At 60.2% G+C, this 14,948-nt stretch carries 14 protein-coding genes; 7 read left to right on the forward strand and 7 right to left on the reverse strand.

What is annotated here, in order from left to right; genetic code table 11:
* Positions 1–30 precede the first annotated feature (30 nt).
* Positions 31–2,136 carry a pyruvate/proton symporter CstA gene (gene cstA / locus HV157_RS07985; protein WP_014169078.1) on the reverse strand — a complete coding sequence of 702 codons (2,106 nt, stop codon included), beginning with the start codon at positions 2,134–2,136 and terminating at the stop codon, positions 31–33.
* Positions 2,137–2,417: 281 nt separating this feature from the next.
* Between cstA and HV157_RS07990 the strand changes: the two genes are divergently transcribed.
* From HV157_RS07990 to HV157_RS08000, 3 genes are read left to right on the forward strand one after another with little or no spacing between them, the layout of a single operon-like run.
* Positions 2,418–3,140, forward strand: a complete 723-nt coding sequence (locus HV157_RS07990; RefSeq protein ID WP_020885022.1) for a nucleoside recognition domain-containing protein — start codon at positions 2,418–2,420, stop codon at positions 3,138–3,140.
* Entirely contained in the window at positions 3,137–3,601 is a 465-nt protein-coding gene (locus tag HV157_RS07995; protein ID WP_014169076.1) for a YjiG family protein, read from the forward strand. The genes HV157_RS07990 and HV157_RS07995 overlap by 4 nt, the downstream gene beginning before the upstream one ends.
* 13 nt (positions 3,602–3,614) lie before the next feature.
* On the forward strand, positions 3,615–4,727 hold the full coding sequence (locus HV157_RS08000; RefSeq protein ID WP_047357089.1) for a M20 family metallopeptidase: 1,113 nt from the start codon (positions 3,615–3,617) through the stop codon (positions 4,725–4,727).
* A gap of 47 nt (positions 4,728–4,774) precedes the next feature.
* On the opposite strand, the gene entH is transcribed toward HV157_RS08000, so the two are convergent.
* The 5 genes from entH to entC are packed head-to-tail and all read right to left on the reverse strand — an operon-like array spanning position 4,775 to position 9,604.
* Complete coding sequence (entH, locus tag HV157_RS08005) at positions 4,775–5,188, reverse strand: proofreading thioesterase EntH (protein ID WP_014169074.1); 414 nt, start codon at positions 5,186–5,188, stop codon at positions 4,775–4,777.
* Positions 5,189–5,944 (reverse strand): 2,3-dihydro-2,3-dihydroxybenzoate dehydrogenase EntA, encoded by a 756-nt coding sequence (gene entA, locus HV157_RS08010; protein WP_182268329.1) that lies wholly within the window; start codon positions 5,942–5,944, stop codon positions 5,189–5,191.
* Entirely contained in the window at positions 5,944–6,798 is an 855-nt protein-coding gene (locus HV157_RS08015) for an isochorismatase (protein ID WP_014169072.1), read from the reverse strand. Before HV157_RS08015 ends, entA begins: the two co-directional genes overlap by 1 nt.
* Before the next feature lie 10 nt (positions 6,799–6,808).
* Positions 6,809–8,419 carry a (2,3-dihydroxybenzoyl)adenylate synthase EntE gene (gene entE / locus HV157_RS08020; protein ID WP_020885025.1) on the reverse strand — a complete coding sequence of 537 codons (1,611 nt, stop codon included), beginning with the start codon at positions 8,417–8,419 and terminating at the stop codon, positions 6,809–6,811.
* Positions 8,420–8,428: 9 nt separating this feature from the next.
* Positions 8,429–9,604 (reverse strand): isochorismate synthase EntC, encoded by a 1,176-nt coding sequence (gene entC, locus HV157_RS08025; RefSeq protein WP_025204697.1) that lies wholly within the window; start codon positions 9,602–9,604, stop codon positions 8,429–8,431.
* A gap of 187 nt (positions 9,605–9,791) precedes the next feature.
* Here entC and fepB point away from each other — a divergent pair, with 187 nt between their 5' ends.
* On the forward strand, positions 9,792–10,751 hold the full coding sequence (gene fepB, locus HV157_RS08030; protein ID WP_182268328.1) for a Fe2+-enterobactin ABC transporter substrate-binding protein: 960 nt from the start codon (positions 9,792–9,794) through the stop codon (positions 10,749–10,751).
* A gap of 44 nt (positions 10,752–10,795) precedes the next feature.
* On the opposite strand, the gene entS is transcribed toward fepB, so the two are convergent.
* Positions 10,796–12,043 carry an enterobactin transporter EntS gene (gene entS, locus HV157_RS08035; protein WP_182268327.1) on the reverse strand — a complete coding sequence of 416 codons (1,248 nt, stop codon included), beginning with the start codon at positions 12,041–12,043 and terminating at the stop codon, positions 10,796–10,798.
* Positions 12,044–12,151: 108 nt separating this feature from the next.
* Here entS and fepD point away from each other — a divergent pair, with 108 nt between their 5' ends.
* Genes fepD through fepC form a run of 3 tightly spaced genes read left to right on the forward strand, consistent with a single transcriptional unit; the run spans position 12,152 to position 14,942 of the window.
* Positions 12,152–13,156: a Fe(3+)-siderophore ABC transporter permease gene (fepD, locus tag HV157_RS08040; RefSeq protein ID WP_182268326.1), complete on the forward strand. Its 1,005-nt coding sequence runs from the start codon at positions 12,152–12,154 to the stop codon at positions 13,154–13,156.
* On the forward strand, positions 13,156–14,145 hold the full coding sequence (gene fepG / locus HV157_RS08045) for an iron-enterobactin ABC transporter permease (RefSeq protein WP_073971006.1): 990 nt from the start codon (positions 13,156–13,158) through the stop codon (positions 14,143–14,145). Before fepD ends, fepG begins: the two co-directional genes overlap by 1 nt.
* Positions 14,142–14,942, forward strand: coding sequence for an iron-enterobactin ABC transporter ATP-binding protein (gene fepC / locus HV157_RS08050; RefSeq protein ID WP_182268325.1), 801 nt, complete (start codon positions 14,142–14,144; stop codon positions 14,940–14,942). Before fepG ends, fepC begins: the two co-directional genes overlap by 4 nt.
* Positions 14,943–14,948 lie beyond the last annotated feature (6 nt).

Genomic DNA, 14,948 nt, shown 5'->3' on the forward strand with positions numbered 1-14,948 from the left:
CGGGGAGAGGGTGAGGGTGAGGGTGAGCGATTAATGCGCCCCTTTCGCCTGGGTCACAATCTCTTCCAGGTTCTCAGGCATTGGCTCATACGGTGTCTCTTTTGCCGTCGGCTTGTCTTCTTTCAGCGCCGCCAGTGCAGTCTTCAGAGAATACAACGCCAGCACCACAACCACCACCATAAAGAAGATGGTCAGCCCGGCGTCCAGACGGTTGTTAAACACCAGCTGCGACAGCTGTGATTCCGTATATTGCGCCGGGATCTTACCGCTGTCGATCATCGCCTGGAACTTGTTGGCGATAGCCAGGAAGCCCACCTTGTTGTCCGGGCTGAAGGCTTTCTGCCAGCCTGCCGTCAGGGTACAAATCAGCAGCCATGCGGTCGGCAGTAACGCCACCCACGCATAACGCTGACGCTTCATCTTGAACAACACTACCGCACAGAGCATCAGCGCCATGCCCGCCAGCATCTGGTTGGCAATACCAAACAGCGGCCACAGGGTGTTAATCCCTCCCAGCGGATCGACGACGCCCTGATGGAGGAAATATCCCCACGCCAGTACGCACAGCGCCGTTGCCAGCAGGTTCGCCGGTAATGAATCGGTACGTTTCAGGTTCGGTGAGATCACCCCCAGCAGATCCTGCAGCATAAAGCGTGCCGCACGCGTTCCTGCATCCACCGCCGTCAGAATAAACAGCGCTTCAAACAGAATGGCGAAGTGATACCAGAACGACACGTCCATCAGCCCGCCCAGCGCGCCGTGCAGAATATACGCCATGCCCACCGCCAGCGTTGGCGCGCCCCCCGCACGGGAAATAATTGACTGCTCGCCCACTTCACTGGCGATATGGGTCAACGTGTCAGGGGTAATGGCAAAGCCCCAGCCGCTTACCACCTGCGCGGCAGAGGCCACCACGTCAACGGTGCCGGCCGGTGCCAGCAGCGCCATTGGGCTGTTCATCGCGAAGTAAACGCCCGGGTCGATAATACAGGCCGAGACCAGCGCCATTATCGCCACGAACGATTCCATCAGCATGCCGCCGTAGCCAATCAGGCAGGCCTGATTCTCATTGGCGAGCATTTTCGGCGTGGTACCGGAGGCAATCAGCGCGTGGAAGCCAGACACCGCGCCACAGGCGATGGTGATAAACAGGAACGGGAACAGGTTGCCGGTCCAGACCGGGCCGGTGCCATCAATAAATTTGGTCAGCGCAGGCATGGTCAGCGTCGGGCGCATAATCAAAATGCCGATTGCCAGCCCCACAATCGTGCCAATTTTCAGGAAGGTGGAGAGGTAATCGCGCGGGGCCAGCAGCAGCCACACCGGCAGCACCGCCGCCACAAATCCGTACCCTACCAGCATCCACGTCAGCTGTACGCCGGTGAAATCGAAGAACGGCGCCCACGTCGGGCTCTCAGCCACCCAGCCGCCGGAGATAATGGCAAACACCAGAAAGACCAGGCCGATGACCGACACTTCACCAATGCGTCCCGGACGCAGGTAGCGAATGTAGATCCCCATAAACAGCGCCAGCGGAATGGTAAAGGCCACGGTATAGGTTCCCCACGGACTGTGGGTCAGCGCTTTCACCACGATCATCGCCAGCACCGCGAGGATGATCACCATGATCATAAAGGTCGCGATCAGGGCGATCACCCCGGCCGTGGCTCCCATCTCCTCTTTCACCAGCTCACCAAGCGAACGTCCGTCGCGGCGGGTGGAGACGAACAGCACCATAAAGTCCTGCACCGCACCGGCCAGCACGACGCCCGCGAGGATCCAGATCATCCCCGGCAGGTAACCCATCTGCGCCGCCAGGACTGGCCCCACCAGCGGGCCCGCGCCGGCAATCGCCGCAAAATGGTGACCGAACAGCACTTTCTTGTCGGTAGGCACATAGTCCAGACCGTCGTTATGACGAACCGCAGGCGTCATGCGCGTGCCGTCGACCCCTAACACCGTCTTCGCGATATAGCGGCCATAAAAACGGTACGCGATCAGATAAATACAGACCGAGGCGACAACGATCCACAGCGCGTTGATCTGTTCCCCCCGGTTGAGGGCGATATAGCCCAGGGCAAATGCTCCCACAACGGAGAGCCCTGCCCACGTAAGGTATTTCCCTGAGTTGTTCATAGTTGTTGTCCGTTGTTGTGAAACAGTGAGATGTTACATTTTGTTTCTAGAACAACGCTCAAAATTTAACAACTTTGAAACGCAATAATGCGTGGTCAAACCAGACATTTACACCACATTGTTAAGCCGATCACCTTCCGCTGAAACACCCCTGCCGCCACGGGTCACACTTTTGCCTTTTTCGTCCCGACACCGCCTTACGAAATGATTTGTATCATTTTTTTTGCTCAAAACCTCGCCAGAATGACCCTGCGCAATCGCGTGCATACAAGGAAAAGGATATGAACAGTTCAGTACCTCAGGATCTCAAGGTCGGGCCCGGCGCGTACGTTGCGCTGGCATTCGCAGCCGTTTTCTTCTCTGGCCTGCTGGGCGGAAAAGAGTGGTACGGCGTGTTTGATTTCACCACCCTCAACGGTGCGTTTGGCAAGGTGGTCAGCAAGGCCAGCCTTGAAGACGGCACCCTGACCACCGCCACCAGCGCCTTTCGCGGTACCGGCGGCAGTGGCGCAATGGACGGGTTTCTCTTTGCGCTCGGTTTAATTCCGGCCGTGATGTTTGCGCTCGGGATGATCAACGTGCTGGAGCACTATGGTGCGCTGCGTGCGGCACGTAAGCTGTTAACGCCGCTGCTGCGCCCGCTGCTGGGCATTCCCGGTACCACCGGGCTGGCGCTGATTGGCAGCCTGCAGAGCACCGATGTGGGTGCATCCCTCACCCGCAACCTGTCCGATGAAGGGCAGATTAGCGAAAAAGAGAAAGACGTTTTCGCCATGTTCCAGTTCTCCGCCGGGGCGATGATCACCAACTTTTTCTCCTCTGGTGCCATCCTCTTTACCCTGGTCGCCGTTGACGGGACGGCCGCGGTGCCGACCTCCATTGGTGCCTGCATCGCCGTGATGTTCATCATGAAGATTGTCGGCGCGAATCTGCTGCGCCTGATCCTGACCGTCATCGGCAAAGATGCCCCTGAGCAACAACCGACACAAGGAGAGACCGTATGAGTGCCCCACAATCTCATCCCGTGATTACCGATGTGTTTGTCGAAGGCGCACGCAAGGGCTGGAGTATTGCCACCGGCAGCACCCTGCCCAACGTGGTCATGGCTTTTATCATCATCAAGGCGCTGGAAATTACCGGGGCGCTGAAAGGGCTGGGGATGATCTTCTCCCCGCTGATGGGCCTGTTTGGCCTGCCGGGTGAAGCGGCTGCCGTGCTGATTGGCGGCTGGATGTCGATGGGCGGTGGGATCGGCGTGGCGATCGGCCTGTTTGATAAAGGCATTATTACCGGCGAGCACCTGGCGATTCTGGCACCTGCTATCTATCTGATGGGCTCACAGGTGCAGTATCTCGGCCGCATTCTGGGTGTGATCGGCACCCGCGCCAAACGTATTCCGCTGATGATTGCCATTTCGGTCATCAACGCCTTCTTAGCCATGCTGCTGATGCGCATTATTCTCTGAACAGGACGTTAATATGAACCTTGACCATTATATTGAAGAGCTGAAAACCCTGGTGAACGTGGACTGCGGCACCCGCACTGTCGCAGGCGTCGAAACCGTGGCTGGCATTATTGAAACGCTCTGGCAACGCGAAGGCTGGCACACCGAACGGGTCAATCTGGGCGACAAGGTCGGCCCGGGCGTATTCGTCAGTAATAAGCCACAGGCGGCACAGTTCGACGTTCTGCTGGTCGGCCATCTTGATACGGTATTTGCCCCCGGCACCGTCGCCGAGCGTCCGCTGAGCGAGGACGCCACCCGTCTTTATGGCCCTGGCGTATCGGATATGAAGAGCGGCCTGCTGAATATCTTGTGGGCGATGCGTGAGCTGGACGCAGCCGACCACGATCGTCTGGCCATTGCGATCGCCATGAATCCCGACGAGGAGACCGGCTCCGTCTATTCACACGAATGGATTGGCGAACTGGCAAAACGCGCCCGCTGCGTGCTGGTATGCGAAGCCGCGCGCGCCGACGGTTCGCTGGTGAAGGCTCGCAAAGGGATGGCGGGCTATCACCTGACGTTCAGCGGCGTGGCGGCACACGCGGGTAACGAACCGGAGAAAGGCCGCTCGGCGATAACCGCCCTGGCAAACAGCATTATTGCCATTAATGCCCTGACCGACCAGGAACGTGGCACCACGCTCAACGTTGGGGTGATCCACGGCGGCAGCGCGGCAAACGTGGTGGCCGATAAAGCCGCTGCCGAGCTGGACGTGCGTTTCTGGGAAAACGATGAGTACAGCCGGGTGAACCAGGCGCTGGAGGCATTGTGTGAAAAAGGCTTTTTAGAGGGCGTCACGACCTCGCTGACGCGCGTGAACCACAAACCGGCGATGGCAGCGAGTAAAGCCACGCAGGCGCTGATGCAGCAGGTTGAAGCAGCAGGTCAGGCGGAAGGAATAGCCATTACCTGGCAGGCGGTCGGTGGTGGCAGTGATGCCAACCACACCGCCGCGCTGGGCATTCCGACCCTGGACGGGCTGGGGCCGATCGGTGCCGGGTTCCACAGCCCGGCGGAGTGGCTGGATAAAGCGTCGATTGCGCCGAGAATACGCTTGTTGAAGCGGGTGATTTCGATGCTGTAAGCCTTATCCCTCTCCCCAACGGGGAGAGGGATATTGACCGTGCAACGCTAGCCCAAAATTTGGGTACTCAACCGGCAGGTACAGCACCGCCGTCCCTGCTCGTCGAACACCACAATCTCCCAGCTCTGGCTGGTTCGCCCAAGATGCAACGGCTGACACACTCCGCGCACCTTCCCATGCGATACCGCGCGATGGTGCGTTGCGTTCAGCTCCGTTCCCACCACGCTTTGTCCGTCGCGGGTCATCAGAAACCCGGCCATCGACCCCAGCGTTTCCGCCAGCGCCGCCGACGCCCCGCCGTGCAGCAGACCGAACGGCTGATGGGTACGCGCATCCACGGGCATTTCGGCCTCAAGCGTATCGTCACCGATGCGGGTATAGACGATGCCCAGATGCGCCACCATGGAGTTCAGACTGGTGGCGTTCATTTCTTCACGCGATAAGTGACGTTTCCAGATCATCTACGCCCCCAGCGTGGAGCCGCCGTCCACCACGATATCCTGCAACGTGATATGGCTGGCAGCATCGGAGGCGAGGAACAGCACCGTGCTGGCAATCTCCTGCGGACGGGCGATTTTGCCCAGCGGAATACCGAGCTTGAACTGCTCGCCAAAGCCGCGAATACGCTGCTGCTCAGCATCGTCGCTTTTCCACAGGGTGCGCTGCATATCGGTATCCGTTGACCCGGGCGACACCAGATTACAGCGCACGCCACTGCCCGCCAGCTCAAGCCCGACGGTCAGCGCCAGGCTTTTTAGCGCCGCTTTCGACGCACCGTAGGCGCTCATGCCGATACGCGGCGTGTGGGCCGCGTCGGACGCCACGGTGACAATCGCCCCGCTTTGCTGGCGACGGAACTGGCCCATCGTCTGCTGGAACAGGTTAAATGCCCCGCCGACATTAACCGCGAAGGTCTGCTGCCAGTCCTCCTGCGCAATCTGGTCGGTCGCGCCCATAGGCAGTATTCCCGCCGCGTTCACCAGCACGTCCAGACGCTCAAGCCTTGCCAGCGCGCGACCGCACACCTCGCGAACCTGTGCGGCATCCGCGATATCCAGCGTTTCGGTGGCAAAGGGATACGCTTCCTGCGGGAAGGCCAGGTCGAATCCGGTGACCTGCGCGCCCGCTTCAACAAACGCCCGCGCCGTCGCGCAACCGATGCCCTTACCCGCGCCCGTTACCCAGACGGTTTTGCCGGTAAAATCGAACCCCGCCATCACTTCACCTCGCGGGAGAGCAGCGCCCACCAGGCGTCGAGGGTGGGATTTTTCGCCAGCATCACAAAGTCGATATCGCCGTGCACTTTGCGCCAGCGGGCGGCCAGCGCCATCATGCGCACCGAGTCCAGACCGTAGTCGATCAGGTTTTCGTCATCCATCGGCTCATCTGATTCATCCAGCAGCGGCAGGATGATGTCACGCAGCGCCGCTTTCGTGGCCGGAATGGACGGCAGCAGGTCGTCCGTCATGACCACCCGGCCGGCGCGCCCTGCGACGTAGTTCAGGGACATCAGGTGCTCATCGCGGGTAAAATCGGCCAGCGCATCGGCGATAAAGAACGGTTTGATATCCCGCATAAAGGCGTCTGTAGCGGTCGTCATGCAGCCAATATGGGCGTAAACCCCGGTGATCAGCAGCTGGTTGCGCCCCGTCTCTTTCAGCATCAACTCCAGCGGCGAGCGGTGGAACGCGCTGTAGCGCCACTTCACCAGTACCGTATCGGCTTCATCCGGCGTCAGCTGAGACACAATGCGCTGCTGCTCTGGTGAGCGGGTCAGCCCCGGTCCCCACATATCGTTCAGCAGGGCGCGGTCTTCATCGCTTTGCGCTTTCGGCTGCGCGGTGTAGTAAACCGGAATATTGTGTTGCTTGCAGTAATCGCGAAGTCTGGCGATATTCGCGACCACCTGGGCCATCATCGGGCTGTTTTCGCCCCAGAAGTTCAGGAAATACTCCTGCATATCATGGATCAACAGCGCGGCACGTTCTGGCTCAAACGCCCAGTTCACTTTGTTGTCTGGCAGGTCTGCGGCCGTCGGCAGCGCATAAGCGGTTAATTGTGGAATGGCCATACTCTGTTCCTTAGCCCCGGGCGCGTTCAGCTAGCCACAGGCGCAACTGTTTCTTATCGACTTTGCCGACGGGCGTTAACGGAAGCGCATCAACGCTCTCCACGCGGTCCGGCAGTTTAAATTCTGCAACGCCCTGCTCACGCAGGAAGCGGCGCACCTCCACCGCACGCAGTGGCTCTTTCACCACCAGATACGCGCAGCTCTTTTCACCCAGCAGGCTGTCCTCCATGCTCACCAGGGCCGCGTGGATCACCGCGTCGTGGCGCAGCAGCAGGTTTTCAATCTCTTCTGCGGCAATCTTTTCGCCGCCGCGGTTGATCTGATCTTTCTCCCGTCCCTGAACGGTGATGTAGCCCTGTTCGTCAATGGCGATCAGATCCCCGGAGCAGTAAAAGCCGTCCGCATCAAAGGCGCTGGCGTTGTGCTCCGGACTGTTGAAATAGCCGCGGAAGGTATACGGCCCGCGGGTCATCAGACGCCCGACTTCACCGCGCGGGAGCGGATTACCGTGCTCGTCCGCCACCCACACTTCGTCATCCGGGCACATCGGGCGCCCCTGCGTATTGATAATGCGTTCCGGCGTATCATCGAGCGCGGTGTAGTTCACCAGCCCTTCCGCCATACCAAACACCTGCTGCAGCTGGCAGCCAATTTCTGCCGGAATACGCGCCGCGAGCGACGCGGACAGGCGCGCCCCACCGACCTGCAGCAGCGTCAGCGATGAGAGCGGAGCATTCCCTGCACCGTCGGCAATCGCCTGCAGCCACAGGCTGACCGCCGGGGGCACCAGCGAGGTAACCGTGATCTGATGTTTTTCTATCAGCGGGAAGCAGATTGTGGCGCTCGGATCGTTTGCCAGCACCACGCAGCCCCCCGCCGTAAAGACGCCTAACGAGCCGGGCGAGCTCATGGCGTAGTTATGGGCCGCTGGCAGCGCATTCAGATAACGCGTGTCCGCGGTAATCCCGCAGATCGCATTGCTGCGACGGATGCTGTAGTCATAGTCGTTATGCGTACGCGGGATCAGCTTCGGCGTGCCGGTGCTCCCGCCCGAGAGCTGGAAGAACGCCACTTCGTCGGCAGGAGTCGGGTTCGGAATGAAATTTTCTGCCGGATGCGCAATCGCCGCGTCCAGCGCATGTTCACCTTTGTCGCCGCGCAGCAGCACGACGCGTACCGAACGGTGCTCATCGACAAAAGTATTGAGGAAGTCATCCCCTGCAAACAGGGCGTGCTCGCGATCGGCTATCAGCAGCGCAGGTTTGATCTGCGCGGCGTAGGCGTTCAGCTCCGAGCGCTGATGGCTAAAGAGCGCATTGACCGGCGCCACGCCCACCTGCAGCAGGGCGAAAAAGGTCATGTAAAACTCGCACACGTTGCCAAGCTGCACCAGCGCCGTTTCACCGCGATGAAGCCCCAACGCCTGCAGCCGCGATGCCAGGTTATTCACGGCCTGGTTAAACTCGCGGTACGTTATGCGACGGTCACCGTCGACGATCGCCACCGCATCGTTATTCGCCTGATCCGTCAGGATGTGGGTCAGCGGCAGATCCTGCCAGTAGCCTTTTTCACGGTAGCGCCGGGCAAAATCCTCGGGCCAACGGGTAAAGGGAAGGGTCATGAGTGTTCCTTAGTGCAAACCAAAAACATTGAGCATGGTGGAGAGTTTTACGCCGGTTTCACGCCACTCGCCCACGGGTGAAGAGGCCGGGACAATGCCCGCGCCGGCAAACAGGCGAACGGTATTCTGCTGCAGACGTGCGCAGCGGATGGTGACCACCCATTCGCCATTGCCTTCACTGTCACACCAGCCGACGATGCCGCCGAACAGCTCGCGATCGAACGGCTCCAGCCCGGCGATCAACGCCTTAGCAGCCTGATGCGGGAAACCGCTCAGGGCTGGCGTCGGGTGCAGCAGGCAGGCCAGCGTCAGCGCGTTTTCGTTTTCACGCGCCTCACCTTCCACCGGCGTGGCCAGATGCCAGAGCGTGGGAGTGGTGATCAACTGTGGGGAGGACGGCATGCTGAGGTGATGGCTGCGCGGTTTGAGAATGGCTTTCATCGCCTGGGTCACCAGGTCATGCTCGTGACGATCTTTTTCGGACGCCAGCAGCTTGTTGCCCGCCTCACGATCCAGCACGTCATCCGGCTGACGACGCGCGGAGCCTGCCAGCGGCAGAGAGCTAAAATGCGCCCCTTCTTTACGCAGCAGCAGTTCCGGGCTTGCGCCGAGCAGCACGCCACCGTCTTCCAGCGGTACGTGGAAGTTGTAGCTTGCCGGGTTCTGGGCGATCAGCCGCTCCATGAGTGCACCGCTATCAATCGGTTTGTCGGTGACGATATCAATCAGGCGCGACAGCACCACTTTGTTCACCTGCGGCGTGGCGGTGAGGGCAGCCGCGCGGGCGACCATCTCTTCAAATACCGGCTGCGGCGGGATCTCGGTGCGTTTTTCCACCTTCAGCGCCTGTGAGCCGGCAACATAGCGGGCGGACTGCTGACGCGCCGGGCGAGAAAAGGTCTGCCAGCGTTGCGGTATAAACAGAGACGACGGCTTGCGGGTATCAAACGGAATGGCACCCACCATCACAGGATGGGCAATGCCGCTGGCTTTTGCGTTGCGGAAAGCGTGGGCTAATTTCTGCTGAAACTGTCCTGCCGGATCGTCACCCCCGACGGCGGATTCAGAGAAGCGGGAAAAACAGCCGGACGTGGTAAAACTGCGGTAAGGCGACATAAAGAAAAAGCTGTCTGATTGCAGCGTGCTGGCGGTGTGCTGAACTTCCTCAGCCAGGGACGTATCCATTTCATCCTCCTAAAATGATAAAGGCAGTAATAATGATTATCATTTATATTTACGCTCGCTAACCTAATCTCACATCGCGTCGGTGTCAACCGCAGAGCAAACATCTTCTTCGGGTAACGCTTGCATCCCGTCGTCGCAGACATGAAAATGAGAAGCATTAACTTCAACAGAAACAGGATGCCACATTGTGAAATGTCTTGCCGTCTGCCGTAATCCCCTGCTTTTCATCGGACTTTTTGTTTTAGGACTTACCTCAGCGCTTGCCGCCGACTGGCCGCGTCAGGTGACAGACAGCCGCGGCGTGCATACGCTTGAGCACAAACCGACGCGCATCGTCTCCACCAGCGTGACCCTGACCGGCTCCCTGCTGGCGATTGACGCGCCGGTTATTGCCAGCGGCGCCACCACGCCCAACAACCGCGTGGCGGATGGGCAGGGATTCCTGCGCCAGTGGGGCGATATCGCAAAACAGCGTCAGCTTGCGCGTCTGTACATTGGCGAGCCGAGCGCCGAAGCGGTGGCCGCCCAGATGCCGGACCTGATTTTGATCAGCGCCACCGGCGGGGATTCGGCGCTGGCGTTGTATGACCAGCTTTCAGCTATCGCGCCGACGCTTGTTATTAACTACGACGACAAAAGCTGGCAGGCGCTGCTAAAACAGCTCGGCACAATCACGGGTCAGGAAAAACAGGCCGCCGAGCGCATCGCCGCGTTTGATAAGCAGCTTGCCCAGGTGAAACAGCAGATGACATTACCGCCGCAGCCGGTGAACGCCATCGTCTACACCGCCGCCGCACACTCGGCAAACCTGTGGACGACGGAATCCGCTCAGGGCCAGTTATTACAGCAGCTGGGCTTTACGCTGGCTGAACTGCCTGCCGGATTGCACACCTCAAAAAGTCAGGGTCAGCGTCATGATATTATTCAGTTAGGCGGGGAAAATCTGGCGACCGGGCTGAACGGCGAAGGGCTGTTCCTGTTTGCCGGTGATCAGAAAGATGTGGATGCGATTTACGCCAATCCGCTGCTGGCGCACCTTCCAGCCGTGCAGAACAAGCGCGTCTGGGCACTGGGAACAGAGACGTTCCGCCTGGATTATTACAGTGCAATGCGGGTACTGCAGCGTTTAGACGCACAGTTCAGGTAAGAGGCTAGCCCGGCCCTCTCGGTGAGAGGGCCGGTGTGAACGCATCAGGCCGCACTGTCGTTCAACACAATCTCCTGCCTGAACCGACGCAGCTCAACCAGGACCACCAGCAATATCCCTCCCAGCATAGCCAGGACAAAGCCGCTGCTGCTCGCTGAAGCCACCGGGGTCATTATCGCCCCCAGCCCGCCGAGGATAGCCGCGCCAATGGCATCGCCCGTCACGTTCTGTGCGGTCCACAGACCGTTGATACGCCCCAGCATCCCTTCCGGCGTCTGGGTCTGAATCAGGGTGTACTGCAACAATGAACTGATGGCGCTTAGCCAGCCAAAAATCACCAGACACATTACGCCCAGCGCCCATACCGGCATCAGACTGAAGAAACCAATCGCAATAAACGACGCCAGGGTAGCCAGCAGCATGATCAGCCCGGGACGCGCACTCTGCGCCAGGTTACCGCTGGTCAACGCGCCGCATGCCGCGCCGAGCGGAATAGCCGCGTACAGCACGCCGATTTCCGACGCGCTCATCTGCCACACGCCCGCCAGCGCCGGGTAAAGCACGCGTACGGCACTGGCCATCGTCAGCAAACCGCCGAGCAGCGCAATGCCACCTATCAACGGATTACTGAACAGAAAACGGATCGCGGCCATTAGTGATGTCAGCGGATGTTCGCGCGGCTGTGGCGGAGGCGGCAGACGCGGCAAACGCAGGAGCGTGAGCGTAGTGATAAAGGTGCCCGCCGCCGCCAGCCCATAGTTCCACGCCACGTTGCCGGTCGCCAGCAGCAGGCCACCGACCATCGGTGAAATTACCGACCCGAGGCGCACGGTCAGCATGGTGATTGCCCCCGCCTGCATCAGGTTTTCGCGCCCGACCAGCGCGGGCGTGGCTGCCAGCAGCGCCGTGACGCCGAGTGACGCAAAAAAACCGTCCCACAGACCGAGGGCGTAAATGGCAATCAGTGACGGCTCCGGCAGCATGGCGTTCAGACACAGCCCGATAAAGCCTACGCCGCACGTGCCGCGTGCCAGCAGGATCAGTTTTTTACGCTCATACCGGTCCGCCAGCACGCCGCCCACCATCAGGCCGATAAACATCGCCCCACCGGTTAAGGTGACCGAAAGCCCCACCAGCCAGCTGGAGTGGGTCATGGACTGGATCTGCACCGGCACGGCAACGCCAAGCAGGCCGAGGGAGAGGATGGAGATAAAACGGGCGATAAAGACAGCGCGGTATGCGGGGTGCGTCTTCAGCAGGCTGAGGTTGAGCAGCCAGGATTTTTGATTCATGACAAGGCCTTGAGTGTATTTCTACCAATTCCATTGGCGCACATGCTAACATAGCCAAATAAGATAGATAACGATAATCACTATCATTATCAAATCATGGATGTTGCTATGTCGATTTCCTCTTCCGCGGTGCGCGCCATTGCCGTGCCCGTGTTATTGCTACTGTTAATCCTTGCGATTGCACTCAGTTTGCTGGTCGGCGCGAAGCCGCTGCCCGCGTCCGTTATTGTCGATGCGCTCACTGGCAGCTGTCAGAGCGCCGACTGCACCATCGTGCTCGATGCCCGCCTTCCCCGTACCCTTGCCGGACTGCTGGCCGGGGGTGCGCTGGGTCTTGCCGGTGCCTTAATGCAAACGCTCACCCGTAACCCGCTGGCCGACCCCGGCATTCTTGGGGTAAACAGCGGTGCCAGCTTTGCGATTGTGCTTGGCGCGGCGCTCTTCGGTTTTACCTCTCCGTCTGAACAACTGGTGATGGCCTTCTGCGGCGCGCTGGCGGCGTCGCTGGTGGTGGCGTTTACCGGTAGCCAGGGTGGCGGACAGCTGAGTCCGGTACGCCTGACGCTGGCGGGCGTGGCGCTCGCCGCCGTGCTGGAAGGGTTATCCAACGGCATCGCCCTGCTTAACCCGGATGTTTACGACCAGCTGCGCTTCTGGCAGGCCGGTTCGCTGGATATCCGCACCCTGGAAACCTTAAAAGTGGTGGTGATCCCGGTCTTCATCGCCGCCGCCGTCGCGCTGTGTTTAAGCCGTGCGCTCAACAGCCTGAGCCTCGGGAGCGACACCGCAACCGCGCTCGGCAACCGCGTGGCGCGCACGCAGCTAACGGGTCTTATCGCGATCACCGTACTGTGCGGCAGCGCAACTGCAGTTGTCGGCCCCATTGCTTTTATCGGCCTGATGATGCCCCACATGGCACGCTGGCTGGTGGGTGCCGATCACCGCTGGTCGCTGCCGGTCACGCTGCTTGCTACCCCTGCCCTGCTGCTGTTCGCGGATGTTGTGGGTCGCCTGCTGGTGCCTGGTGAACTGCGCGTCTCGGTGGTAAGCGCGTTTATCGGTGCACCGGTGCTGATCTTCCTCGTGCGACGTAAACGCGGAGGTGGCGCATGATGGCCCCGTCCCGACGTTTAGTCACCAGCGTGTCGTTGCTGGCCGTCGTCATTCTGATGCTGGCGGTCTGGAGCCTGCGCAGCGGCGCGGTCACGCTCGATTTCGCGCAGGTTTTTAACGCGCTGCTTGGCAGTGCGCCGCGCAATGTCACCCTGGTGGTCACCGAGTGGCGACTGCCGCGCGTGGCGATGGCGATTCTGGTGGGCGCGGCGCTCGGCGTCAGCGGTGCCATTTTTCAGTCGTTGATGCGCAACCCGCTTGGCAGCCCGGACGTAATGGGGCTGAACACCGGCGCCTGGAGCGGCGTGCTGGTGGCGATGGTGCTGTTTGGTCAGCACCTGACGGCCATCACGTTCACCGCGATGACCGGCGGGATAGTCACCGCGCTCATTATCTGGGCGCTGGCCTGGCGCAACGGTATCGACACCTTCCGCCTGATCATTATCGGTATCGGCATTCGCGCCATGTTAATGGCTTTCAACACCTGGCTATTGCTGCAGGCTTCGCTCGACACCGCGCTCTCTGCCGGTCTGTGGTATGCCGGTTCACTCAATGGCCTGACGTGGGGCAAAACCTGGCCCGCTGCCCCGCTGATCCTGGTGATGTTTCTTGGCGCGGTGTTGCTGGTACGCCGGATGCGCCTGCTGGAGATGGGTGATGACAGCGCCTGCGCGCTGGGCGTGGGCGTTGAGCGCTCGCGCCTGATGCTGATGCTGGTGGCAGTGTTACTGACCGCTGCCGCCACCGCTATCGCCGGGCCGATCTCGTTTATCGCGCTGGTTGCACCGCACATTGCCCGGCGCATCAGCGGCACGGCGCGCTGGGGATTAACCCAGGCGGCGCTGTGTGGCGCAGCGTTACTGCTGGCCGCCGACCTCTGCGCCCAGCGGTTATTTATGCCTTATCAACTTCCGGTAGGCGTCGTGACCGTCAGCCTCGGCGGGATTTACCTCATCGTCTTGTTAGTTCAGGAGTCACGCAAGAAATGACAAACAGCACAACCCGCTTGCGCGGCGAACACTTAACCCTCGGCTATGGCAAAAAAATCATTGCCCGTGACCTGACGGTCTCTATCCCGGACGGCCATTTTACGGCGATTATCGGCCCGAACGGTTGCGGTAAATCGACCCTGCTGCGCACCCTCAGCCGCCTGATGACACCGGTTGAGGGCTGCGTGTATCTCGACGGCGAGCAGATCCAGCGCTTTGCCAGCAAAGAGGTGGCGCGCCGTATCGGCCTGCTGGCGCAAAACGCCACCACACCCGGAGATATCACGGTGCAGGAACTGGTCTCGCGTGGGCGCTATCCGCATCAGCCGCTGTTTACTCGCTGGCGTAAAGAGGATGATGAGGCGGTGAAGCGGGCGATGCAGGCGACGGGCATTACCGATCTGGCTCGGCAAAGCGTGGATACGCTCTCCGGCGGACAGCGCCAGCGGGCGTGGATTGCGATGGTGCTGGCGCAGGAAACCGCCATCATGCTACTGGACGAGCCAACCACATGGCTGGATATCAGCCATCAGATCGATCTGCTGGAGTTGTTGAGCGAGCTGAACCGCACGCAGGGCTATACGCTGGCGGCCGTACTGCACGATTTAAATCAGGCATGCCGCTATGCCACACATTTGATTGCGTTGCGCGACGGCGAAATTGTGGCGCAGGGTGCGCCAAAAGAGATTGTGACGCCGGATCTGATCGCGCAGATCTACGGCATGCGCTGCATGATTATCGACGATCCCGTGGCCGGTACGCCGCTGGTGGTGCCGTTGGGCAAGCATGCAGTCTGATGCCCT

Source organism: Enterobacter sp. RHBSTW-00318, from assembly GCF_014101375.1.
Taxonomy (GTDB): domain Bacteria; phylum Pseudomonadota; class Gammaproteobacteria; order Enterobacterales; family Enterobacteriaceae; genus Enterobacter; species Enterobacter ludwigii.

What these genes read in the sequence shown, in the direction of transcription:
- cstA (WP_014169078.1), bottom strand. Translation starts at nt 2,136, where the DNA reads ATGAACAACTCAGGGAAATACCTTACGTGGGCAGGGCTCTCCGTTGTG.
- HV157_RS07990 (WP_020885022.1), top strand. Translation starts at nt 2,418, where the DNA reads ATGAACAGTTCAGTACCTCAGGATCTCAAGGTCGGGCCCGGCGCGTAC.
- HV157_RS07995 (WP_014169076.1), top strand. Translation starts at nt 3,137, where the DNA reads ATGAGTGCCCCACAATCTCATCCCGTGATTACCGATGTGTTTGTCGAA.
- HV157_RS08000 (WP_047357089.1), top strand. Translation starts at nt 3,615, where the DNA reads ATGAACCTTGACCATTATATTGAAGAGCTGAAAACCCTGGTGAACGTG.
- entH (WP_014169074.1), bottom strand. Translation starts at nt 5,188, where the DNA reads ATGATCTGGAAACGTCACTTATCGCGTGAAGAAATGAACGCCACCAGT.
- entA (WP_182268329.1), bottom strand. Translation starts at nt 5,944, where the DNA reads ATGGCGGGGTTCGATTTTACCGGCAAAACCGTCTGGGTAACGGGCGCG.
- HV157_RS08015 (WP_014169072.1), bottom strand. Translation starts at nt 6,798, where the DNA reads ATGGCCATTCCACAATTAACCGCTTATGCGCTGCCGACGGCCGCAGAC.
- entE (WP_020885025.1), bottom strand. Translation starts at nt 8,419, where the DNA reads ATGACCCTTCCCTTTACCCGTTGGCCCGAGGATTTTGCCCGGCGCTAC.
- entC (WP_025204697.1), bottom strand. Translation starts at nt 9,604, where the DNA reads ATGGATACGTCCCTGGCTGAGGAAGTTCAGCACACCGCCAGCACGCTG.
- entS (WP_182268327.1), bottom strand. Translation starts at nt 12,043, where the DNA reads ATGAATCAAAAATCCTGGCTGCTCAACCTCAGCCTGCTGAAGACGCAC.
- fepD (WP_182268326.1), top strand. Translation starts at nt 12,152, where the DNA reads ATGTCGATTTCCTCTTCCGCGGTGCGCGCCATTGCCGTGCCCGTGTTA.
- fepG (WP_073971006.1), top strand. Translation starts at nt 13,156, where the DNA reads ATGGCCCCGTCCCGACGTTTAGTCACCAGCGTGTCGTTGCTGGCCGTC.
- fepC (WP_182268325.1), top strand. Translation starts at nt 14,142, where the DNA reads ATGACAAACAGCACAACCCGCTTGCGCGGCGAACACTTAACCCTCGGC.